At 57.8% G+C, this 21,239-nt stretch carries 20 protein-coding genes; 12 read left to right on the top strand and 8 right to left on the bottom strand.

Features of this window, described 5'->3' with window-relative positions:
- Positions 1–11: 11 nt before the first annotated feature.
- The gene (locus RBB47_RS17080) at positions 12–329 is read left to right on the top strand and encodes a hypothetical protein (RefSeq protein WP_305987067.1); all 318 of its coding nucleotides are present in this window, start codon (positions 12–14) and stop codon (positions 327–329) included.
- Positions 330–381: 52 nt separating this feature from the next.
- Here RBB47_RS17080 and RBB47_RS17075 read toward each other — a convergent pair whose 3' ends face one another.
- Positions 382–1,881 (bottom strand): CoA-acylating methylmalonate-semialdehyde dehydrogenase, encoded by a 1,500-nt coding sequence (locus RBB47_RS17075; RefSeq protein ID WP_305987066.1) that lies wholly within the window; start codon positions 1,879–1,881, stop codon positions 382–384.
- Between the two features lie 306 nt (positions 1,882–2,187).
- Between RBB47_RS17075 and RBB47_RS17070 the strand changes: the two genes are divergently transcribed.
- A complete protein-coding gene (locus tag RBB47_RS17070) occupies positions 2,188–3,066 on the top strand; it encodes a LysR family transcriptional regulator (protein WP_305987065.1) in 879 nt (292 codons plus the stop codon).
- A 196-nt stretch (positions 3,067–3,262) separates the two neighbouring features.
- Positions 3,263–3,493 carry a hypothetical protein gene (locus RBB47_RS17065; protein WP_305987064.1) on the top strand — a complete coding sequence of 77 codons (231 nt, stop codon included), beginning with the start codon at positions 3,263–3,265 and terminating at the stop codon, positions 3,491–3,493.
- 65 nt (positions 3,494–3,558) lie between these two features.
- Here the strand turns inward: RBB47_RS17065 and RBB47_RS17060 are convergent, their stop codons facing one another.
- Both RBB47_RS17060 and RBB47_RS17055 read right to left on the bottom strand, forming a co-directional pair.
- Entirely contained in the window at positions 3,559–4,176 is a 618-nt protein-coding gene (locus RBB47_RS17060) for a thiamine phosphate synthase (RefSeq protein ID WP_305987063.1), read from the bottom strand.
- A 42-nt stretch (positions 4,177–4,218) separates the two neighbouring features.
- Positions 4,219–4,743, bottom strand: coding sequence for a DNA topology modulation protein FlaR (locus tag RBB47_RS17055; RefSeq protein WP_305987062.1), 525 nt, complete (start codon positions 4,741–4,743; stop codon positions 4,219–4,221).
- Positions 4,744–4,888: 145 nt separating this feature from the next.
- Between RBB47_RS17055 and RBB47_RS17050 the strand changes: the two genes are divergently transcribed.
- Together RBB47_RS17050 and RBB47_RS17045 are read left to right on the top strand one after the other, a co-directional pair.
- Positions 4,889–5,824, top strand: coding sequence for a pirin family protein (locus tag RBB47_RS17050; protein WP_305987061.1), 936 nt, complete (start codon positions 4,889–4,891; stop codon positions 5,822–5,824).
- 384 nt (positions 5,825–6,208) lie between these two features.
- Positions 6,209–7,102: an ROK family protein gene (locus RBB47_RS17045; RefSeq protein ID WP_305987060.1), complete on the top strand. Its 894-nt coding sequence runs from the start codon at positions 6,209–6,211 to the stop codon at positions 7,100–7,102.
- An 18-nt stretch (positions 7,103–7,120) separates the two neighbouring features.
- Here RBB47_RS17045 and RBB47_RS17040 read toward each other — a convergent pair whose 3' ends face one another.
- Positions 7,121–8,122 carry a DMT family transporter gene (locus tag RBB47_RS17040; RefSeq protein ID WP_305987059.1) on the bottom strand — a complete coding sequence of 334 codons (1,002 nt, stop codon included), beginning with the start codon at positions 8,120–8,122 and terminating at the stop codon, positions 7,121–7,123.
- Positions 8,123–8,358: 236 nt separating this feature from the next.
- Here RBB47_RS17040 and RBB47_RS17035 point away from each other — a divergent pair, with 236 nt between their 5' ends.
- A complete protein-coding gene (locus RBB47_RS17035) occupies positions 8,359–8,928 on the top strand; it encodes a MarR family winged helix-turn-helix transcriptional regulator (RefSeq protein WP_305987058.1) in 570 nt (189 codons plus the stop codon).
- Between the two features lie 34 nt (positions 8,929–8,962).
- On the opposite strand, the gene RBB47_RS17030 is transcribed toward RBB47_RS17035, so the two are convergent.
- A complete protein-coding gene (locus RBB47_RS17030; RefSeq protein ID WP_305987057.1) occupies positions 8,963–9,829 on the bottom strand; it encodes a LysR family transcriptional regulator in 867 nt (288 codons plus the stop codon).
- A gap of 95 nt (positions 9,830–9,924) precedes the next feature.
- Between RBB47_RS17030 and RBB47_RS17025 the strand changes: the two genes are divergently transcribed.
- Both RBB47_RS17025 and RBB47_RS17020 read left to right on the top strand, forming a co-directional pair.
- The gene (locus tag RBB47_RS17025; RefSeq protein WP_305987056.1) at positions 9,925–11,067 is read left to right on the top strand and encodes a TauD/TfdA family dioxygenase; all 1,143 of its coding nucleotides are present in this window, start codon (positions 9,925–9,927) and stop codon (positions 11,065–11,067) included.
- Entirely contained in the window at positions 11,064–11,654 is a 591-nt protein-coding gene (locus RBB47_RS17020) for an HD domain-containing protein (RefSeq protein WP_305987055.1), read from the top strand. The genes RBB47_RS17025 and RBB47_RS17020 overlap by 4 nt, the downstream gene beginning before the upstream one ends.
- A gap of 71 nt (positions 11,655–11,725) precedes the next feature.
- Here the strand turns inward: RBB47_RS17020 and RBB47_RS17015 are convergent, their stop codons facing one another.
- Positions 11,726–12,763: a M23 family metallopeptidase gene (locus tag RBB47_RS17015; RefSeq protein WP_305987054.1), complete on the bottom strand. Its 1,038-nt coding sequence runs from the start codon at positions 12,761–12,763 to the stop codon at positions 11,726–11,728.
- Positions 12,764–12,875: 112 nt separating this feature from the next.
- On the opposite strand from RBB47_RS17015, the gene RBB47_RS17010 reads away from it, so the two are divergent.
- Together RBB47_RS17010 and RBB47_RS17005 are read left to right on the top strand one after the other, a co-directional pair.
- A complete protein-coding gene (locus RBB47_RS17010; protein WP_305987053.1) occupies positions 12,876–13,640 on the top strand; it encodes an FKBP-type peptidyl-prolyl cis-trans isomerase in 765 nt (254 codons plus the stop codon).
- A gap of 101 nt (positions 13,641–13,741) precedes the next feature.
- Complete coding sequence (locus tag RBB47_RS17005; protein ID WP_305987052.1) at positions 13,742–14,932, top strand: cytochrome P450; 1,191 nt, start codon at positions 13,742–13,744, stop codon at positions 14,930–14,932.
- Positions 14,933–14,943: 11 nt separating this feature from the next.
- Here the strand turns inward: RBB47_RS17005 and RBB47_RS17000 are convergent, their stop codons facing one another.
- On the bottom strand, positions 14,944–16,365 hold the full coding sequence (locus RBB47_RS17000) for an 8-oxoguanine deaminase (RefSeq protein ID WP_305987051.1): 1,422 nt from the start codon (positions 16,363–16,365) through the stop codon (positions 14,944–14,946).
- A gap of 115 nt (positions 16,366–16,480) precedes the next feature.
- Positions 16,481–17,881, bottom strand: a complete 1,401-nt coding sequence (gene sthA / locus RBB47_RS16995) for a Si-specific NAD(P)(+) transhydrogenase (RefSeq protein ID WP_305987050.1) — start codon at positions 17,879–17,881, stop codon at positions 16,481–16,483.
- A 405-nt stretch (positions 17,882–18,286) separates the two neighbouring features.
- Between sthA and RBB47_RS16990 the strand changes: the two genes are divergently transcribed.
- Complete coding sequence (locus tag RBB47_RS16990) at positions 18,287–20,473, top strand: anthranilate synthase component I (protein WP_305987049.1); 2,187 nt, start codon at positions 18,287–18,289, stop codon at positions 20,471–20,473.
- A 66-nt stretch (positions 20,474–20,539) separates the two neighbouring features.
- Positions 20,540–21,064 carry a TerB family tellurite resistance protein gene (locus tag RBB47_RS16985; protein ID WP_305987048.1) on the top strand — a complete coding sequence of 175 codons (525 nt, stop codon included), beginning with the start codon at positions 20,540–20,542 and terminating at the stop codon, positions 21,062–21,064.
- The last annotated feature ends 175 nt before the right edge of the window (positions 21,065–21,239 follow it).

Raw genomic sequence — 21,239 nt, 5'->3', positions numbered from 1 at the left:
GGGAGACAAAGATGACGAACACTTGCCTTGAACTGGCGGTTTTCAAAGTCAGGGATGCGGAAAAGGCCCGCGTTGCGCGCAGGTTCGCACAGCAGACCGTGCGCCACTATGAAGGTTTCATCGCATGGACAGCGTATGAAGCGATCGAAGACAAGGGGCTTTTCGCCGATATCGTGCTTTGGAAGAACCTGCAATCTGCTAAAGCAGCCGCTGACAGGTTGATGAAAGATCCCGCACTGGCGGACGTTCTTGCCGAAATCGACGGTATTCTGACGCTCTCGCACTTTGCGCCGGACCAGGCCGTTGAGGCAGCGTGTGTGGCCGCCTGAACGCAAACGGGCGGCGCCGATGCCGCCGCCCGACAACGATCTTGAAGTGCTGTTACTTCATCGTCGGAATGACGAACTCGGCGCCATCCTTCAAACCCGACGGCCAGCGGGACGTGACCGTCTTGGTGCGGGTGTAGAACTTGAAACCATCCGGGCCGTGCTGGTTCAGATCACCAAAGCCGGATTTCTTCCAGCCGCCGAATGTGTGATAGGCAAGCGGCACAGGGATCGGGACGTTGATGCCGACCATGCCGATGTTGATACGGGACGCGAAGTCGCGCGCGGTGTCGCCGTCACGCGTAAAAATCGCCGTGCCGTTGCCGTATTCATGGCTGAGCGGCAGATCGATTGCTTCTTCGTAGTTTTCGGCGCGAACGACCGACAAAACCGGACCGAAGATTTCGGTTTTGTAGATCTCCATGTCCTTGGTGACCTTGTCGAAAAGACAGCCGCCCATGAAGAAGCCTTCCTCGTAGCCCTGCATGGAGAAATTCCGGCCGTCGACAACGAGGTCAGCGCCTTCCTTGACGCCTTGGTCGACAAGACCCTTGACGCGGCCAAGCGCTTCCTTGGTAACCAGCGGCCCGAAATCGACATCGTCGCCAGCTGTATACGGGCCGATTTTCAAGGCTTCCACTTTGGGCGCCAGTTTCTCGATCAGCGCATTGGCGGTTGTTTCACCGACGGGGACAGCGACAGAGACTGCCATGCAGCGCTCACCAGCGGCACCGTAACCTGCCCCAACCAGCGCATCCGCTGCCTGGTCGAGATCGGCATCCGGCATGATGATCATGTGGTTCTTGGCGCCACCGAAGCACTGGGCACGTTTGCCGGACGCGGTCGCGCGTGAATAGACATATTGTGCAATCGGGGTAGAGCCAACAAACCCGACGGCCTGGATGGTTTCATCGTCCAAAATCGCATCGACGGCGGTCTTGTCACCGTTGACCACGTTCAGGACGCCGGCAGGAAGACCAGCTTCCATCATCAGTTCGGCCAGCATGATCGGCACGGACGGATCGCGCTCGGACGGTTTCAGAATGAAGGCGTTGCCGCACGAGATCGCCGGGCAGAATTTCCACATCGGGATCATGGCGGGGAAGTTGAACGGCGTGATGCCGGCAACGACACCAAGGGGCTGGCGCATGGAATACATGTCGATGCCGGGACCGGCACCTTCGGTGAATTCGCCTTTTAGGAGATGTGGCGCCCCGATGCAGAACTCGGCCACTTCAAGGCCGCGGATCACGTCACCCTTTGCATCCGGCAAGGTCTTGCCATGTTCGCGGGACAACGCCTCGGCGAGCTTGTCCATGTCCCGGTTGAGAAGGTCGACAAACTTCATCATGACACGGGCGCGGCGCTGCGGATTGGTGGCTGCCCATCCCCTTTGCGCTTCTGCGGCGTTGGCAACAGCGGCATCGATTTCTGCCTGGTTTGCCAGCGCGACCTGGGCCTGGACCTCGCCAGTCGCCGGATTGTAGACATCGGCAAAGCGGCCGGAGGTGCCTTCCACATGCTTGCCGTCGATAAAGTGACCGATTTTCTGCATTTGCGTTTCTCCCAGTGGACCGCAGCCGGCCAACCTAGTGCCGCTCAGCGCGTCAATTCTTCCCAACCTTTGTCGCTTTTATTTTTGTCGCAAACAAGATCCAGATTTCCGGATCTGTTGTGCATTTTTTATAGTTATGTCATATAACTTCCAAAGCCTCGCGCACTCTCGCACAATTGTCATCCCTGCGATGGCAGGGATCCAGTATCCGGCGGACTCCGTCGTTTCCACACCAAGACTTTGAACGACTGGTTCTCTGATCTTCGCGTTGCTTCGTCCGGGATGACAACTCGGTTGGGAAGGCCAATGAACTGGGACGACATCAGAATATTCCTGTCCGTTGCGCGTACGGGTCAGATCCTGGCGGCGGCGAGGCGCCTGGGGGTCAATCATGCAACAGTCGCACGACGCCTCACCTCCCTCGAAGAAAGCCTTGGGGCAAGGCTGTTTGACCGGTCGACATCGGGCTGCCTGCTGACGGAGGCCGGCAGCCGGTTTTACGACCGCGCGGAACGCATGGAAGCTGAAGCCGTTGCTGCCGAGGCGGACCTGGGCGGCGACACGCCGGAGATCGCCGGCACTGTGCGCATCGGCGCACCTGACGGTTTTGGCGTGGCCTATCTTGCGCCGAGACTTGGCAAGCTGACCGAAAAACATCCGGGACTGACCGTTCAACTCGTCCCGGTTGCCAGGTCATTTTCGCTGTCTCGACGCGAAGCCGATATCGCCGTGACGATTGACCGCCCTGAAACCGGTCGGCTTGTCGCTGGCAAGCTCGTCGATTACGCCCTCGGCCTTTATGCGTCAAAGTCCTACCTGGAAGACCGCGGCACACCAGCCTCGCCAGCCGATCTGATCGGGCACGATCTAATCGGCTACGTCGAAGACCTGCTTTATTCACCGCAACTCAACTACGGCACGGAATTCAGCAAAGACTGGACGGCGCGTTTCGAGATCGCGTCAGCTCTTGGACAGACCGAGGCAGTTCGGGGTGGCGCCGGCATCGGCATCCTGCACGACTTTATCGCGCGCGAGGACGATGATTTTGTTGCCGTTCTGCCGGAGATGAAATTGCACAGGGCCTACTGGATGGTCACGCATGAAAGCTCCCGCCCGCTCCGGCACGTGGCAGCCGTACAGAGTTTTCTGCGCGATCAAGTCGTACGCGATAGAGCTATTTTCTGATCCCCTCCGCGCCAGCACGGAACGACTGTCATTCGCGCAACGCTGACGTTGGGGCGGAAGAACGTTACGAATGTGACCGCAATCACAGCTAATACATGACGCCCCCTGTATTAAGATACCCATCACTTAAAGAAATCAATAATTCGAAAAAACAAGAAGATGTATTCTCTAATTTTACTTTTGAGAGGTCTTTGGAATGTTTAAATTCGGCACCGACGAGAAGCTTGGTGACAGCTTTAACTTCGATTTTTCCAACTCTGAACAAACCGACATTGATGACTTTGATTCAAATGCAGGCGGCAATGATCCGCAACCGCTCAAGATCAATCTCAAATCGGCTTTCGTGAAGTCCTGGTCCACCAGTGGCGACGCAGACGACCGGCCTACAGAGATTGAGACGTTCGGGCCGGACGACTTCCTGATGTGAATCAAATGAGGCGTGTAGGTCGGCCGGCAGGTAACCAACCTGTCGGCCGTTTTTGTTTGTGGGCTCTAGTTATCTGCGTCCGACCGGGAGCGCGTTGCCGCAATCCAATCAAGGGTCCTCTGTTCAGGATCGGCGTGTCGCGTCACGTCGCTGATAATTGCGATACTGTCCGCGCCGTGTTCCAGAACTTCCCCGGCCCTTTCCAACGTCACACCACCGATTGCGACCAGCGGCAAATTGCCGATCTGACGTTTCCAACCACCGATCCTTTCAAGCCCCTGCGGTGCCCATTTCAGCTCCTTTGACTGCGTTGGAAAGACGGGGCCAAGTGCGACGTAATCGGGGTCTGACGAGAGTGCCGTCTCAAGTTCTTCGCCATCATGTGTGGAAACCCCAAGGCGCAGACCGGCGCGGCGGATGGCAGGAAGGTCTGCCTCTGCAAGGTCTTCCTGTCCCAGATGCAGGAAATCGCATTGTTCCTCGATTGCGAGCTGCCAATAGTCGTTCACTATCAGCTGGCATCCGTGCCGTTTGCAGATTGCGTTCGATGTTGAAATTTCATCACGCAGATTTTCTTCCGCAAGCTCCTTGATACGCAACTGAACCAGTTTCACGCCCAACGGGACAAGTCGCGCGATCCAATCGGAGCTGTCGACAATCGGGTAAAACGGATCGAGTTTCATTGCGGGCACCTTGTTCTTGGTCAGAAGACGGCGGTTTCGAAATCAGGGCTGGCTGGACGGCGCTTGCAAGAACGCGCTTATCTCAACCTTTGTGCGCAGTCTCACGACGCGCAGATGGTTCGGCGGGTTTCGGTAGATTTGCATCAGCTTTGCGCGCGCGCTCTTCCGTGTCCTCAAGATAAAGCGGATAAATTCGACCGTCTCCCAATTCAATCGCTCCGGACACCCCTCGGCCAGATCGGGCCGGGTTTGACCGTAGTGCAGTATTGAGCGCTTCAGCACCCGAAAGATCCTCAGACCGACAGGAACATCAAGCCAGATGAAAGTATCGGCGCGTGCGACCCGTTCAGGAAACGTCCTGGAATGTCCGCCCTCAAAAATCCACGCGTCCTTTGCGTGGACTTCGTGGGTGAGCCTGTCCTTTTCTTCCCGGGCTCTTTCCAGCCATCCGGCGCGAAAGTGGATCTTGTCCATGTGATAGACCGGCAGGCCCGTCTGATCTCCCAAACGCAGGGCAAGCAGGCTCTTTCCCGATCCGGGACCACCGACAATCATTACCCGTTTCATGGAAACACCCTCTGGAGAGACGCGGCTCGCCGTTATACACGCTTCACATTGGCAGAAAAGATGGAAACGGACTGTTCAATGGACACTTTCCCGAGCCCGGCCCTATGTAGGTGACAGACGCGAGTTTGAAGGCAAGGAGAGGCACATGAGCTGGTTGAACAGCCCCGATCCCATACCCGGTGTCGCATCGAGTTGCGATCCCGTGGACACGATTATCGTTCCCCGTACGTCGGATCTCGGCGGGTTTTCGGTGCGCCGCGCACTGCCGTCGGCGAAACGCCGCATGGTCGGTCCGTTCATTTTCTTCGACCAGATGGGTCCGGCGGAACTGCTCGTCGGCGGCGGCATCGATGTGAGGCCGCATCCGCATATCGGTCTTGCCACGGTGACCTATCTCTTCGAGGGTGAAATGTATCACCGTGACAGCCTCGGGACGGAGATCGCGATTGCCCCGGGTGCGCTCAACTGGATGAGCGCGGGCAAAGGCATTGTGCATTCCGAACGTGAACGACCAGAACGCCTTCAGGCCAAGCGGCCGCTTTTCGGCCTGCAAAGCTGGGTTGCCCTGCCCAAACATCTTGAAGAAGACGATCCGACCTTCCAACACCACGGAAGCGACGAGCAGCCGGAATTCGCCGACAACGGCGCTTCCGTCAAATTGATCGCAGGCAGTCTTTACGGTCATACCGCGCCGGTCAAAACAGCGTCGGACATGTTCTACGCGGACATTGCTCTCGAGCCCGGAGCGAAGGTTCCGCTGGATACGGGCTGGGAAGAGCGCGGGCTCTATACGATCGCCGGAGAGATCACGATCGCAGACCAGTCCTTCGAGCCTGCCCAACTGCTTGTCTTCAAGCCCGGCGATCACCTGGTCATCGAAAACAACTCGCCAAACCCGGCACGCTTCGTTGTGCTTGGCGGTGAACCCATGGATGGTGACCGTTACATCTGGTGGAACTTTGTCTCCTCGTCCAAGGAGCGCATCGAACAGGCCAAGGAAGACTGGAGGCAGGGCCGGTTCGACACTGTTCCCGGTGATGAAGAGGAGTTTATCCCGCTTCCCGATCGCCCCGGGCCCTGATACCCGGGACGATCGCTTCGAATACCAGCAAACTGAGAAGAGCCGGAAATGTCCGGCTCTTTTTTGTTTCCCGCGGGTTTCACACAAGGCGACGGGCCGGATTCCCCTCTCTGATGGCCGGGTTTCGGTTGGTTTCGCTTGCCAGCCACTTGCATTCGCAGCCTGTTCTCGGCAAATAAAGTTCCCGTTCTTACGATACTTAACGCGCATCACGTTTATCGGCTCCGGCAACAACGTTTGTCGCTTCCGTCTCTTTTTGAGGTGAGACGAAACGCAAGGGCTAAGCCGCCGTGTGCGCGCTCAAAGTCAGCTTCGTCGAAACGACAATCGATGGGGCAGACAGGTTAGCAACAACCGGCACCTTGCCGAGAGGGAAAGACAACAATGCGGCTGGGAATCGACTGGGGCGGCACCAAGATCGAAATTATTGCGCTGTCGCACGAAGGCGCCGAAATGTTCCGTCAAAGGGTCGACACCCCGCGCGACGATTACCAGGGGTGCCTGGAAGCGGTAAAAAGCCTGGTGGCGGCGGCTGAGACGGCAACCGGCCAGGAAGGAACACTTGGTCTCGGCATTCCGGGGTCCCTCTCTCCAAAGTCCGGCCTCGTCAAGAACGCAAATTCCACCTGGATGAACGGTAAGCCGCTCGACAAGGATCTTGAACATTTGCTCGGAAGACCCGTGCGGATCCAGAACGATGCCAACTGCCTTGCCGTTTCGGAGGCAACCGATGGCGCTGGAGCGGGCGCGCATGTCGTTCATGCAATCATCATCGGCACTGGCTGCGGCTCCGGTATTGCCATTGATGCCAAGGCCCATCTTGGCGCCAACGGTATCGGCGGCGAATGGGGTGCCATCACGGTTCCCTGGCTCAAGGAAGACGAATTTCCCGGCCCAGAGAGCTGGATCGGCCACAAGGGGGTCATCGACAGATGGTGCTCCGGGACAGGGTTTCAGCTCGACTACAAGGAAAAAACCGGGACGTTGCTTAAGGGCCACGAGATCATGGCCCTGAAACGTTCGGGCGATGAGGTGGCGTCGGAGGTATACGAGGCCTATGTCAGCCGCCTCGCCCGCTCCCTGGCCATGTCCGCCAACCTGCTCGATCCGGATGTTCTGGTGCTGGGCGGCGGCATGTCGAACGTTGATGAACTTTACGACGACCTGCCGCCTGCCATGGCGCCCTACATCTTTTCAGACACGTTCGATACGCCCATCCGCAAAGCCATTCACGGCGACAGTTCCGGTGTCCGCGGTGCTGCCTGGCTCTGGAATTAAATTACGCTGGCGCTGGCCCTAGCCAGCAGACCGCCAGAGCCTGCGTTGTCCGATCGTTACCAAGACAATTCCGAGGCCGACAGACAGCACGGCACCAAGTTTCGCCGCGTTGGGAACCTCGTTAAAGATCAGATATCCGAACCCGAGGCCGACAACCGCTGCCACGGAGCCGATCTGACTTAGATAAACCGGGCCCGCAGTCTGCTGGAGCCGGAAATAAAGACCATATTGCAGCCCGAATATTACTGTCTGGACCGCGAGCAGCGCTGTTGCCTCATTGGTCCAGTTCACGGGCGTCACGGGAATGCCCCAAGCCGCAGTGAAGGCGGATAGAGCAAGAAATGCGACTGCCATCATGCCGAGCGCCAAGTCAACCGGCTGGGCCCCCTTCGGCCATTTCAAGGTGCGGTAGATGTTTCCCGCTGCCAGGAAGAACGGGATCGACAGGGCAAGCGCGGACCACACCGAGGCCTCTGCGGAAAGTTCAGCGCCCGATATGGCCAAAAGGACGCCACCTGCAACGCCGAAGAGAACACCGCCTCCCATGAGGATCTGGAAGCGCTGAAGACGCAGGATAACGGCAAATGCGTAAGTCAGAACAAGCGGAAAGGCATAGCAGAGCGCAACAAACCCGGCGCCAACCTTGGGCGCTGCTGCAAATGCAAGCATGTTCGGAATGATAAACAAGAGGCCGGTGACAAACACGTAGATGACCAGGCGTTGCCGATGCCCCTCGTCCCTCGCCGGTCTTTGGCGCCGTTTCCTGAAGCCCGCAAGTCTTGTCGTCGCAAAGAGACCGGCGGCCCCACCAAGGATGGACCATTGCAACAAGGCGACCGGATGCCAGCCAATCTCTGGCGCTGCCTTGGCAAACAACGTTGAAATGCCCAGAAAAGACCCGACCGTCAAAAGGAGGACCAGCGGCGTGTCCAGCGGGTTCCCGCCTCCAGCCGATGCCTCGACCTCTTCTCCGGAAGTACCGGAACCGGTGTGTGTATCCTGCCTTGCCATAGCGGTCATTGGACCTTCCTTTCATGGGGTTTGGCAACCTTGCCGTTATGCACCGGTCTGTTAGGTAGCATATTTTATCTTGATTTCAAGATACTTTATTTCAAGATTCTTGATCTGCATTGACAGACCCGCGCAAAACGGGAAAGCTCTGCGAAGCGAACCCTCTGATTTGTCATTAGCTTGCTGACGGTTTGTGCCGTTCGAATCCGGCCGCTGAAATTGAGAAACAAAGTCGGGAAACCGAAATGAGCAACACCACCGGGAACACACCAAAACACCTGTTTGGCGATCCGGAAGATCTTCTGACCGATCGCGCCGAACGTGCGCGCAGGCAGTGGCAAAAAGAAGTGCCCGAGGTTGCGGATAAACTTCTGCCGATGGTGCTGCTTGGCCGCTTGAACGAAGCCGGCCAGCTCATGAACCGCGACTATCTCACGCCGGCTTACGCCGAGATCGGCCTGAAACTGGGCGAGTTTGACGTTTTGGCGACCTTGGTGAGGTCCGGATCTCCTTACAAACTCACACCGACAGAACTCTACCGATCAACCATGATGAGTTCGGGCGGCATGACGGCACGGGTGGACAAGCTGGAAAAGGCCGGCCTCGTGGAACGCTGCCCGCATCCTGACGACCGGCGCGCGCTTACGGTCTGCGTGACACCGAAAGGCCTGAGCCTGATCAAGGACATGATCCCGAGCTATGTCGAGACCCAGCAAAAAGCCGTCGAAGGACTGAATCAAGAAGAGCAAAAACAGCTTTCATCCTTGTTGGAAAAACTCATACGAACCGCGAGTGATCCTGTGGCGGGCAAATAGAGCAGGCAACTGACTTTCTCCGGCAAAGCTCCGGTCAGTCGCCGATTGCCTTCAGTCCCCTTTCCAGCAAATCCCACTGTCTTCTCGAGACAGCCTCCCTGGATGCCAGCAACCAGTAGGTCTCGTGATGCGACAGTTCATCTTGCGACAGCCTTACCAGTCGCCCTGAGCTCAGATCGTCTTGGCAAAGCGGAAGCGATGCCAACACCACGCCGAAGCCCTGCCTTGCAGCCGAAAGACCTGCGAAGAAAGTGTCGAAGCGCAGACCTGGAAGCGGCGTCGATGGCGTTCCAAAGCGCGCGGACCATTCATTCCAGCCCGGGCGGGGGCCGACAACGGCAATGCGCGGCAGGCTCGTCCAGCCTGTGCCTTTTTTCAGAAGCTTCGGTGATGCGACGGGCGCAATGACCTCGCGATAGAGTGGCAGTTTGTACGTGTAGGCCCAGTCGCCAGAACCATAGCGGATCTGGATGATGCCTGGTTCCTGATGCGTATCCGCCGACAAAACCAGTGTCCTGAAGGACAGCTGGGCATCAATTTCAGCGGTCAATCTCGACAGTCGCGGCAGCAGCCAGAGCTCAATCATTGAGGCGCTTGCTGAAATCGTCAAACGGTGACGAGATATGCCGAACAGCCCCTCGGAGCTCTCACGCAGGCTTTCCAGAGCCGAGCGCACATGCGGCAGCCAGGTCTCTCCCTCCACCGTTAGCGAAATGCTCCGGGGCTGGCGCAAGAAGAGCTGCGTTTCCAGCCGTTTTTCCAGCTTTCCGATCCGTTGGCTGATCGCCGATTGCGTCAGCCCTGTTTCCTGGGCGGCGGCCGTGAAACTGCCGAGGCGCGCAGCGACCTCAAACGCCCTCACCCACTCCAGCGGCAGATTGTCGAACCGGGATTTATCCATTAGCAAAACCGACTCTTAGCTTCGTAATTGCTAATTTGATTTTATAGTAGAACAGCCTGATCCTGTCATTGTCCAAACAGGAGAGGCTTTGGCAGATGACAGAGGCAGCGATCGATGCGGCGGGAGATGTACTCGTTCTGAAACGGGACCTGGAACAGCATCGCTTCCATGCAGTCTGGCTCCGTGACAATGCCTGGGATGCGGAGACACGTTCGGCAACCAATGGACAACGATTGATCGCTCTTCGCGATATCGACCCGGATGTCAGCTTGACCGCCGCGGCAGTTGACGGCGACAAGGTCAATGTGACCTTTGCACCGGAAAACAAGACCATCGCGTACTCAATAGACTGGCTGTTTGCTCACGCATACGACCGTCCTCAGACGGCCCGCAAGGGCTGGCTTTCAGACAGTCTTGAACCCTGGGACGCCGCCCTGAACGAGAACGTTCCTTCCGCGGACTTCGGCCTCGTCGCTTTAAACGCTGGCGCCAAACGCGCCTGGCTGGAAGATATCGCCAGATATGGCTTCGGAAAACTCACGGGCGGTCCGGTTGAAGATCAGGCATTGATGAAAGTCGTCAGCCTGTTCGGCTACGTACGGGAGACCAACTACGGCCGCCACTTTGAAGTCCGCACAGAAGTCAACCCGACGAACCTTGCCTATACGGGTCTGGGCCTTCAGGCCCACACGGATAATCCCTACCGGGATCCGGTGCCGACCATCCAGGTCCTCTATTGCCTGGAGAGTTCTGCAGCCGGCGGCGAAAACATGGTTGTTGACGGTTTTCGCGCTGCGCTGCGGCTAAAGGAGGAAAACCCCGACTGGTTCGATGTACTGAGCCGTTATTGCGCGAGATTTGAGTATGCCGGAGACAAAGGCGTCGCCCTGAAGTCCCGGCGGCCGATGATCGAACTTGCTCCGGACGGCGAATTGATTGCAGTCCGCTTCAACAACCGGTCGGCGGCCGCCATCACTGACGTTCCGTTCGAGGATATGGGCCTCTACTACCAAGCATATCGTCGGTTTGGCGAAATCATCGACGACCCGGCAATGGAAGTCACGTTCCGCCTGGAGCCCGGAGAATGCTTTGTCGTCGACAACACCCGCGTTCTTCATGCACGCAAAGCCTATTCAGGCACAGGAACGCGCTGGCTTCAGGGGTGTTACGCCGACAAGGACGGCCTGCTTTCAACCCTTGCCGCCTTGCAGGCAAACGTTCGAGAGGCCGCCGAATGAGCAAGCCGGACTTTTCGGAGCTGACGCGCGACAACATCGTTGCTTTTCTGGGCGATATCTTCGAGCGCTGCGGCGACGAGGAATACCTGGGTGAACCTGTCACAATGGCCGAGCATATGCTGCAGGGCGCGACCATTGCGGAACAGAACGGTCTCGACGAAGAGATCATTGTCGGCGCTCTCTTGCACGATATCGGGCACTTCACGTCGGAGTTCGGCACCTTTTCCATGGAAGACACTGAGGACCGCTATCACGAAGAAGCCGGCGCAAAGGTCCTAAGCGCTTTCTTTCCGTCTGTAATCGTTGACTGCGTCCGCTATCACGTTGCTGCAAAACGCTATTTGTGCGCGACCAGGCCGGAGTATTTTAAGCGGCTCTCCGAAGCTTCGATCCATTCGCTCAATCTCCAGGGCGGGCCGATGCGGCCGGAGGAGGTCGCGGATTTTGAGAAAAATCCCAATCTTGGGAAGATCATTCAGGTCCGCTATCTCGACGAAGCCGGAAAGCGGACCGACATGGAAACACTTGATTTCTGGCACTTCGCGCCGATGGTGCAGCGGCTGGTCGACAGACATCTTTCTGCTTGAGCAAAAGCCCGCAGTCCCATTCCGGCTGCTTTCCTTTGAAGCGCTACGGATCGACGAGACATCCGCGTCGATCAGTCTTCAAGCTGCAAGCGCACCGTCTTTTCCTGAAGAGCCTGACCGTCCCGGACCAGCGTTGCCGTGCCGACATATTCGCCGCTGACCCAGGCATCGGCCGTGAGTTTGCGTCCGGCAAAGGAAACCCACTGCGCCTTTTGCCGGTCGATCGGCTTTCCTTCCGTCTCCGCCACGACGCCTTGCGGTCCATCCAGCCGCAGCGCCACCCGATCTCCCTTTTTCAGATTGATCAGGCGTGCGAAGAACACCAAGGCAGGTGACTCGGTGGTTGGCACCTTCTCAACACCCTGCTCAAGATCGACCGATTTAACTGGTCCGTCGGCAAAACCGGTCTGAATGATAACGCCTTCGCTGTCTGCCAGCAGCGTCTCGACCGGGTCTTGCCAAAGAGCATTCTCATAAGCCAAAGCGCCGCTGCCTCCCGACAGGCAACTGTCGAGGCGCTGTGTCGCCTGATCCTTTGTTCCAAGGAAAGGATCGATCACATCGCCCTCCTTGCGGACGGACAGATGAACGTGGGGAAACGCTGCGAATCCGGAATAACCGACAGTTCCAAGCTTTTGACCTCGTTCGACGCGGTCGCCTTGTGCCACGACAACAGAACCGCGCCGCAGATGACAGTATTGGGTTTCCCAGCCTTGTGCGTGGGCGATCACCAGTCCATTGCCACACTCGCGGTCCTTTACGAGTTCACGGTCTTCCGTGGAAAGCACCAGCCTGTCCGGCATGTCGTTTCGAACAGCTTTCACGATGCCAGGCGCCGAGGCAATGACATCTGCCTGTCCGTCGGTGTTCAAGACCCTGAAGTCCGTTCCCTTGTGACCGTCATAAGCTGCAAGATTGCACGCGGCCGTCCTCACCCCATTGTCCGGATCAATATCGACGTAATTCTGCACGAAACAGTCTTTCCCCAAATCACACGCGATCGGAAGCGACAGTTCCAGGTCCTGCGCAACGGCAAATGTGCCTTGCGCGACACCCAATCCGAATGCAGCAAGGAACATCGGGAAACCTGAGCCAAAGCGCCGCAGCATCGTCTTGATCCTTTTCAATTTATGCCGGCATGACCAATGCGTGACTTGCAATCCGATGATCTATCACCGACCCTTCGACAACCACTCTCCAGCAAATTATGGAACAAGCGTGATGATTAAGTGGCTTTCCACTGTTCTGATGACAGCAATTTTAGTGTTTCCGGCGATGGCCCAGGACGAACTGCAGATCCGGGATATCGAAAAAGGAACCGGAGAAGAGGCCAATGTCGGTGAGACGGTCGTCGTCCACTACACCGGCTGGCTGATGGACGGTACGAAATTCGATTCCAGCGTGGACAGGGGAACGCCCTTTTCCTTCACACTTGGCGAGCGAAGGGTCATTCCCGGTTGGGAAAAAGGCGTTGAAGGCATGCAGGTCGGCGGTAAGCGCGAGCTGATCATTCCGCCAGAAATGGCCTATGGTTCCCGCGGTGCGGGCGGCGTTATCCCACCGGACGCGACGCTCAAGTTCGAAATCGAGCTCCTCGACGTGAAGGGCAAGAAATTTTCCGACATCGGCAACGAAGAACTGAAGGCCAAGCTGGCGGCAGGTGCAACCGTCATAGATATCCGCAGGCCTGACGAATGGAAGCAGACCGGTGTCATTCCCGGCTCGCACCTGGTGACGTTTTTCGACGCCAGCGGAAACGTGAACCCGGAATTCGGCGCTGAACTTCAAAAGCTCGTTGCAAGTCCAGCGGACGAAGTCGTCTTCATCTGCCGGACCGGTCGACGCAGCCAGGTGTTGTCCGAGTATCTCTCGGGCCAGGCAGGCTTTACCAATGTGGTCAATGTCAAGGATGGCATCATGAGCTGGATCGGCGACGGCGAAGCGGTGGCCGCAGCGACGCTGCCTGAGAATTGCTGGCTGTGTTAAACTCGGGGGCATCGCGTTAACGAGCGAACCGCATCAGGCAAACCGTTGTCCGCAGAACCAGCCGGGACAAAACTGATCGATCCGCAGAGCGGGAGGAGCCATTGGAAGCGCCGCTCATACTGCCCAGAAAAGAGACCTGGACCGATCACGAATATGTCCGGCGTGCGGCAGCGCAAGGGCCCGTCGTACGAGACCGGCACGGAATTTTCATAACGTTTTCCTATGACCACATGCAGCAACTGGTCGATCCGTCCCTGACCCGGCAGATGGAAACGGAGACCATGGCCTTGCAGGGGATCAACAGCGGGCCTGTCTTCGACCTTTTCAACAACGCCATGTTGTTTTCCAACGGCGACGCCCACAAGACCCGGCGGGGTCTTCTGGCGCGATCCTTCGCCATTCCCCTGATCCGGCGAATGCGTCCCGAGATCCGCACGCTCGCAGAAGAGCTGGTCCGGGAAAACCTGGACAAGGGAGACATCGACTTCAGGGACAGGATCGGCGGGCAGCTCGCCGCACGAACGATCACGATGGTTCTCGGGGTTCCCCAAACGGATATCCCGCATGTGACGAAACTCGTTTATTCCGCGATCAGGGCACTTTCGGTCCGCTCCCCGGCGGTCCTTGAGGAGGCAACCGCGGATCTCGCAGACCTCAACGGCTATGTGGAAGCCCTGCTGGAGGATCATCGCAGCGCCGGACCAGATGATTTCCTCGGCGCCTATCTCGACCGCGTCGAGGACAGCTCCCTTACGGAAATTGAAACACGCGCGCAGATCGTCATTTTGCTGCTGGCCGGTTCGGACACGACCCGTGGTGCGTTGTCATCGACCGTCTCCCAATTGCTGCAGCACAGGACGCAATGGGACATGCTGTGCTCGGATCGCGAGGCGCATCTGAGCGGCGCAGTTTCTGAGGGCCTCAGATACGATCCTGTTATCGGTGCGCTGATCAGGGTCGCCGACCGCGATCTGGTGTTTGAAAACGTCTCCATCCCCGAAGGCTCCCTGGTCGGGCCGTTGGTGGTCGCCGCTCTGCGGGACCCGGAGGTCTACGACCGGCCGGACAGGTTCGACATCACACGCTCCGATCACCCAAGGTGGCATCCCGTTTTCGGGGCCGGTGAACACCGGTGCCTCGGAGAAGCACTTGAGCGTGCGGAGCTGGAGGAGGCATTGGATGCACTTTGCAGGCTGGCTCCGAAAATGGAGCTCACAGGTCCGCCACCCACCATCCGCGGTCTGGGTGCGACACGAAGCGTCAGCGAAATGCGCTGTGTTCTGGCGGCCTGACGCCCAAGGTTTCAGGGACCTGCGGCAATCTCCAGGCTCATCCGGTTGTGCTCGGCAACAACCTTGTCCATGTCCATTGTGACGATCTGGCCGTCCCTGACGATCGTCTCGCCATTGATAACAGTGGTCATCGCCGTCGTCGGGCAACAAAAGACCACGGCCGCCACCGGATCATGCAATCCGCCAGCGAACTGAAGTGTGTTGAGATCCAGGGTGAAGAAATCGGCACACTTCCCTGTTTCCAATGACCCAATGTCATCTCGGCCCAACACCGCAGCGCCGCCTCGTGTTGCAAGTTCCAATGCTTCGCGCGCTGTCATCCACTCCCCGGCACGCAAGGGGTGCGACGGCGGCAAAAGCGCGTGTTTGCGCGGTCCTTCCGGAGGCATGAGACCCAGCTGAAGGCGCGCGAGCAGCATCGCCTGGCGCACCTCCATCAGCATGTTGGAGCCATCGTTGCTGGCCGAGCCATCGACACCCAGTCCAACCTTCACGCCCGCTGCCATGTATTTCTTGACCGGTGCAATGCCCGACGCAAGTCGCATGTTGGAACACGGGCAATGGGCGGCGCCGCAGCCTGTGTTGGCAAACAGCCTGATTTCCTCGTCATCGACGTGAATGGCATGCGCGTACCAAACGTCTGGTCCGGTCCAGTCGAGGCCTTCCATCCATTCGACCGGACGTTTGCCGAAACGCTCGAGCGTATAGCGCTCCTCGTCCAGCGTTTCGCACAGGTGGGTGTGCAGCATCACGCCCTTGTCGCGTGCCAGCCGTGCACTCTCCTTCAAAAGATCTTCCGACACGGAAAACGGCGAACAGGGCGCAACCACGATCCGGGTCATGGCCCCCCTTGAGGCGTCGTGATACCGGTCGATGACCCGTACCGTATCCTTCAGAATTTCGTCTTCATCCTCAACGCAGTCGTCCGGCGGCAGCCCGCCCTTGCTTTCGCCCAGAGACATTGATCCGCGGCTGGCGTGGAAACGGACGCCAAGGTCTTTCGCGGCTTCGATCTGGTAATCGACCTTGTTCCCGCTTTGAAACAGGTAGGAATGGTCGAACACCGTTGTACAGCCGGAAAGCGCGAGCTCGGCAAGCCCGACCAGCGCGCTGGAGCGCGACGCTTCAGGGTGGGTTTTCGCCCAAATTCGGTAATGGGCCTGCAGCCATGAAAACAGGTTGTTGTTCTGGGCAGCCGGCAGATTGCGGGTCAGGGTCTGGTTGAGATGATGATGGGTATTGACGAACCCGGGAAGGACAATCTGCCCGCTCGCGTCGATCACCTCGTCGGCGCTCTCCGGCAAGTCGGCTGAAGGACCCACCTGCCTGATCATGCCGTCTTCGGCAAAAAGCCCGCCACCGACGATTTCGCGGCGTTCGTCATCCATCGTGACGAGCATGTCGGCGTTCTTCAAAAGCAGAGTGCGGGCCATGTCGGACTTTCAGTCAGAATCATTCGCTCGAGTGAGGTGTGCGGCAGCGTACCCGCATAAACGCGTACGCACCAAGCATTCGAAAACGAAAGTCCTTCAGGATTTTGTTGGAAGTCTACTCGGCCAATTGCGGCATGCGGTTCCAGGCATCCAGCGCGGCAATCTTGTAGGCCTCCGCCAGTGTTGGATAGTTGAAGGTGTTCTCGACAAAATACTCCAGCGTGCCCTTCAAATTCAGGACCGCCTGGCCGATGTGAACCAGTTCCGTCGCACCTTCGCCGACAATGTGGCAGCCAAGCAGACGCCGTGTCTTGAGCGAAAAGATCATTTTGAGCATCCCGGTATCGAGACCCATGATGTGGCCGCGAGAGGTTTCCCGGAAGCGTGCGACACCGCACTCGTAAGGAATGCCGCGTTCCTTGATCTCTTCTTCGGTCATGCCAACCGTGGAGATTTCGGGAACCGCATAAATTCCATATGGGAAATACTCCGGAGGATCATACGCCTGTTCGCCAAGCGCCTGGCACGCCGCGATGCGGCCCTGTTCCATGGAAGTGGATGCAAGGCTTGGAAAGCCGATGACGTCGCCGGCGGCATAGATATGCGGCACTTCGGTCTGGAAAGTCTCAGGATCGACTTTCAAACGGCCTCTGTGATCGACGCCCAGTCCACAATTGTCGAGATGAAGCTTCGGCGTTGCGCCCATGCGTCCTGCAGCGAACAGGATCACGTTGGCGCGCACGCAGCGTCCGCCCTCCAGAGTGATTTCACAATCGGAAGGCCCGTGTTTTTCAATTTTTTCAACCTTGGCCCCGAACCGCAACGCGATCCCCCGGTCTCGAAGCTGATGGGTGAAATCGGCAACCAGCTCCTTGTCCAGGAAATCCAGCATCGTTTCGCGAGGCTCAACCAGCGTCACGTGGACGTCGAGCGCCGAAAATATGGACGCATATTCGACACCGATCACCCCGGCCCCGATCACCGCAATTGACCGCGGTATTTCGCCGAGTTCCAGAATTTCGTCGCTGTCGAGGACATACTTGCCGTCAAAAGGCACATAGTCGGGACGGAACGGCTTTGTACCGACCGCGATAACGAACTTGTCGGCCTTGTATTTCAGGATCTCGCCAGCATCGCCCTCGACTTCAATCTCATGGGTGTCGATAAAGCGGGCCTCGCCACGTACCGTCATCACCTTGTTGCGCGCGAACTGATGTTCGAGCACGTCGACCTCGTGATTGAGGGTGATGTGCAAGCGGGCTCTGAGATCTGCCGCCGTCAGATCCTGCTTGACGCGGTAGGAGCTGCCGTAAAATCCACGCTCACGCCATCCGGTCAGATTGAGCACGGTTTCCCGCAGTGTTTTGGACGGAATGGTTCCGGTGTGCACCGAGACGCCCCCCACCCTGCGTCCGCGCTCAACGACCAGAACGTCACGGCCGAATTTTGCTGCCTGGATGGCGGCGCGCCGCCCCGCCGGCCCGCTCCCGATCACGATCAGGTCGAAGTGTTCCATGTGCCCCTCTGTACCGCTCGCCCGGCTCTTTGCAAACGAACCGGAATCAGGCTCCGTCCGCATGCCTTGACGCACTGCAAAACAGTATCTTCGTTTGCACGTCAAGACTGGCGCAAAAATATGGGCAGTTGCCTGTATGGATTGGACAAAAAAGCGGCAAATCAGGACGCGCATGCGATAGACCGTTGCCATATCCGCCCTCATCGGCTATGCGTCGTTTCATGAGAACGACCCTGAAAGCAGCATGGTGGTGGCGCGGCGCGAAATAGGCGGCCAGCGATCAATCATGCTCTGAACGGATCAAGATACTCACCAAAGGCCGCCGCGGGATACCGCTGGCGGCCTTGGTGCTTTATGAGGCCGCCAACGTCCCAAACGGCCACCAGAAACGGGAACGGAAAGATCATGCCGGTACTGGCAGACCAGACCTACGAAACGGAGAGCGGGATCACGATCCTGCGAACCTCACGCGCCTCGGACTATGAAACCGGCACCTCCGACTGGATCGACCGGCTGGACAGCGAGTTGGGCGCGGTCCTGTCTTCTTCCTATGAGTATCCCGGCCGGTACACCCGGTGGGACATGGCGCTTGTCAATCCGCCGCTCGTTCTGGAGGCGACCGACAGAAACGTCGAAATTCGCGCCTTGAACAACCGCGGCAGGATCCTCATCCCAGCAGTTGCGGACGCACTGAAAGGCCTGGACGTGATCGAGACGTTCCAGGCAGATGACGAAAACATCCGCCTTACGGTTGTCAAACCCGACAGGCTCTTCAACGAAGAGGAACGGTCACGGCAGCCGTCAACCTTTTCGGTCGTGCGCGCCCTGAAAGACCTCTTTGCGTGCGACGATGATCAGCTCGGCCTCTACGGCGCATTCGGCTACGATGTTGCCTTTCAGTTCGAACCGATCGATCTGAAACTGGACCGCCCGGACGATCAGCGTGACGTTGTTCTGTTTCTGCCGGATGAAATCCTGATCGTCGACCACCACGGCAAGCGTGCTTATGTGCTGGAATATGATTTCGTCGTGAAAGGCAAGTCCACGAAGGGGCTGGAACGAACCGGCGAAAAACGCGCATACATGCCGGCCAACACGGATCCGGGACGCGGCGATCACGAACCGGGCGAATATGCCCGGCTGGTCGAAAAGGCCAAGGACTACTTCCGCCGTGGCGATTTGTTCGAGACGGTCCCCGGCCAGACGTTCTATGAGCCCTGTGCCAATCCGCCATCGGCCGTTTCGAGGCGCCTGGCACAAATCAACCCTTCTCCTTATTCCTTCTTCTTCAATCTCGGCAAAGCGGAATATCTCGTCGGCGCGTCGCCGGAAATGTATGTGCGTGTTACCGGCGGCCGCCGGGTCGAAACCTGCCCGATTTCCGGTACCATCCGGCGCGGCAAGAACGCGATTGAAGATGAAGCCCAGATCCGCAAGCTTTTGAACTCGGCCAAGGACGAGGCCGAACTGACCATGTGTTCGGACGTTGACCGGAACGACAAGAGCCGCGTTTGTGTTCCCGGCTCGGTCAAGGTCATCGGGCGCCGCCAGATCGAAATGTATTCCCGGCTGATCCACACGGTGGACCACATTGAAGGGATACTGCGCGAAGACATGGACGCACTGGATGCCTTCCTTTCGCACACCTGGGCAGTCACAGTGACGGGTGCGCCGAAACGATGGGCCATGCAGTTCATCGAGGACCACGAAAAGTCACCCCGCGCCTGGTATGGCGGTGCAATCGGCGCCGTCCTCTTCAACGGCGACATGAACACCGGACTGACCCTCAGGACGGTTCGCATCAAGGACGGGCTGGCGCAAATCCGTGCCGGGGCAACTCTGCTTTATGACAGCGTACCGGAAGACGAAGAGGCCGAAACCGAACTCAAGGCGGAAGCCATGCGTGCCGCGGTACGCGAAGCCGGCCTTGCAACGAAATCATCCGAAAAGAAGACCGACCACAAGCCGGGCAAGGGCCTAAAGATCCTGCTCGTGGATCATGAAGACAGTTTCGTTCACACCTTGGCAAATTACTTCCGCCAAACCGGTGCGGACGTTGTCACGTACCGGACACCGGTCGCCGACCACGTCTTTCACGATGTCGACCCGGATCTGGTTGTCCTATCGCCCGGACCCGGCAATCCCAAGGATTTCGACTGTGCGGCGACAATCGGGCGCGCACGCGCTCGCGAGTTGCCGCTCTTTGGCGTGTGCCTCGGTCTTCAGGCTCTTTCAGAATATTTCGGTGCCGAGCTCGGCCAGCTGGACATTCCGATGCATGGCAAGCCGTCCCCGATCAGCCTTTCCGGCAACTCGCTTCTGTTTGACGGCCTCAACGCTCCTGTGATCGTCGGCCGCTATCATTCACTGTTTGCCGATCGCGCCACATTGCCTGGCGACATCCGGGTGACCGCGGAAACGGAAGACGGAGTGGTCATGGCGATCGAACACGAAAAAGAAGCCATTGCCGCCGTCCAGTTCCATCCGGAATCAATCATGTCGCTCGATCAGGATGCAGGCCACAAAATCATCGAGAATGTTGTTACCCGGCTGGTTAGCGTGAAAAACCACGCGACCACCGAAGCCTTGTAAATTTTGTCACGGTTCGTTTGCGATTTATGCGCTAAGGATGCGAGCATAGATTGAAGGAGATTTTCATTGCATATTTTGCTCGCAATTCTCGCCGTGCTCGCAGGTGCCGCATTCTGGATGTACCGCGTCCGGCAGGCGGCCGACACGACACGCGTCGCCCTGGACGCTGCCCACGATGTCAAGGCGGCTGCGCGGCGCTTCGGATTTCAAACCAGAGCCAACCAGCACCCCAGCGAAGGGGTCGACGATCCACGTGTCTCCGCCGCAGCGCTCCTGGTTCTGACCGCTGAACTGGATGGCGGAATTTCACAAGCCGAACACGGCGCCATTCTTGATCAATTGCAAACCGTTTTTCAGGTCTCGGAAAACGAAGCCGAGGACCTTTACCTGTTTTCCAAATGGCTTGCCAATCAAAGCAGCAATCCCGACGACATGATCCGCCGCTTGATAAAGCGAACCGTTCATCTGGGCGGCCGCGACACAATCCCTGACCTTGTCGAGATGGTCACGGTTGTCGGCAAGGCCGATACCGGGACACTCACGGACGATACAATTCACATAGTAGAAAAACTGAAGCAACTTCAGGGATGACAGAACCTGAGGTTCGATATTCGAAATAGTTTATCTCTTTGAGAATTACCGTTTGGTATTTAATTCCGTACACGGGCAAAACTCTTTTGTTCGAAAAGGAAGTTGATTAACAGACTGCAACGGCGTTCTATTGAATTCCAAAAATGATTTTGCACTGTTTTCACACGCTGGCGTT

The sequence above is a fragment of the Roseibium sp. MMSF_3544 genome, from assembly GCF_030732845.1.
Lineage (GTDB): Bacteria > Pseudomonadota > Alphaproteobacteria > Rhizobiales > Stappiaceae > Roseibium.
This window is presented reverse-complemented; position numbering and strand designations above follow the sequence as displayed.

Excerpts from the sequence above, each read along its gene's own strand:
- RBB47_RS16990 (WP_305987049.1), top strand. The coding sequence starts at position 18,287 with ATGCCGGTACTGGCAGACCAGACCTACGAAACGGAGAGCGGGATCACG.
- RBB47_RS17020 (WP_305987055.1), top strand. The coding sequence starts at position 11,064 with ATGAGCAAGCCGGACTTTTCGGAGCTGACGCGCGACAACATCGTTGCT.
- RBB47_RS17030 (WP_305987057.1), bottom strand. The coding sequence starts at position 9,829 with ATGGATAAATCCCGGTTCGACAATCTGCCGCTGGAGTGGGTGAGGGCG.
- RBB47_RS17065 (WP_305987064.1), top strand. The coding sequence starts at position 3,263 with ATGTTTAAATTCGGCACCGACGAGAAGCTTGGTGACAGCTTTAACTTC.
- RBB47_RS17070 (WP_305987065.1), top strand. The coding sequence starts at position 2,188 with ATGAACTGGGACGACATCAGAATATTCCTGTCCGTTGCGCGTACGGGT.
- RBB47_RS17035 (WP_305987058.1), top strand. The coding sequence starts at position 8,359 with ATGAGCAACACCACCGGGAACACACCAAAACACCTGTTTGGCGATCCG.
- RBB47_RS17045 (WP_305987060.1), top strand. The coding sequence starts at position 6,209 with ATGCGGCTGGGAATCGACTGGGGCGGCACCAAGATCGAAATTATTGCG.
- RBB47_RS17025 (WP_305987056.1), top strand. The coding sequence starts at position 9,925 with ATGACAGAGGCAGCGATCGATGCGGCGGGAGATGTACTCGTTCTGAAA.
- sthA (WP_305987050.1), bottom strand. The coding sequence starts at position 17,881 with ATGGAACACTTCGACCTGATCGTGATCGGGAGCGGGCCGGCGGGGCGG.
- RBB47_RS17060 (WP_305987063.1), bottom strand. The coding sequence starts at position 4,176 with ATGAAACTCGATCCGTTTTACCCGATTGTCGACAGCTCCGATTGGATC.
- RBB47_RS17055 (WP_305987062.1), bottom strand. The coding sequence starts at position 4,743 with ATGAAACGGGTAATGATTGTCGGTGGTCCCGGATCGGGAAAGAGCCTG.
- RBB47_RS17050 (WP_305987061.1), top strand. The coding sequence starts at position 4,889 with ATGAGCTGGTTGAACAGCCCCGATCCCATACCCGGTGTCGCATCGAGT.
- RBB47_RS17010 (WP_305987053.1), top strand. The coding sequence starts at position 12,876 with ATGATTAAGTGGCTTTCCACTGTTCTGATGACAGCAATTTTAGTGTTT.
- RBB47_RS17075 (WP_305987066.1), bottom strand. The coding sequence starts at position 1,881 with ATGCAGAAAATCGGTCACTTTATCGACGGCAAGCATGTGGAAGGCACC.
- RBB47_RS17000 (WP_305987051.1), bottom strand. The coding sequence starts at position 16,365 with ATGGCCCGCACTCTGCTTTTGAAGAACGCCGACATGCTCGTCACGATG.
- RBB47_RS17015 (WP_305987054.1), bottom strand. The coding sequence starts at position 12,763 with ATGCTGCGGCGCTTTGGCTCAGGTTTCCCGATGTTCCTTGCTGCATTC.
- RBB47_RS17080 (WP_305987067.1), top strand. The coding sequence starts at position 12 with ATGACGAACACTTGCCTTGAACTGGCGGTTTTCAAAGTCAGGGATGCG.
- RBB47_RS17040 (WP_305987059.1), bottom strand. The coding sequence starts at position 8,122 with ATGACCGCTATGGCAAGGCAGGATACACACACCGGTTCCGGTACTTCC.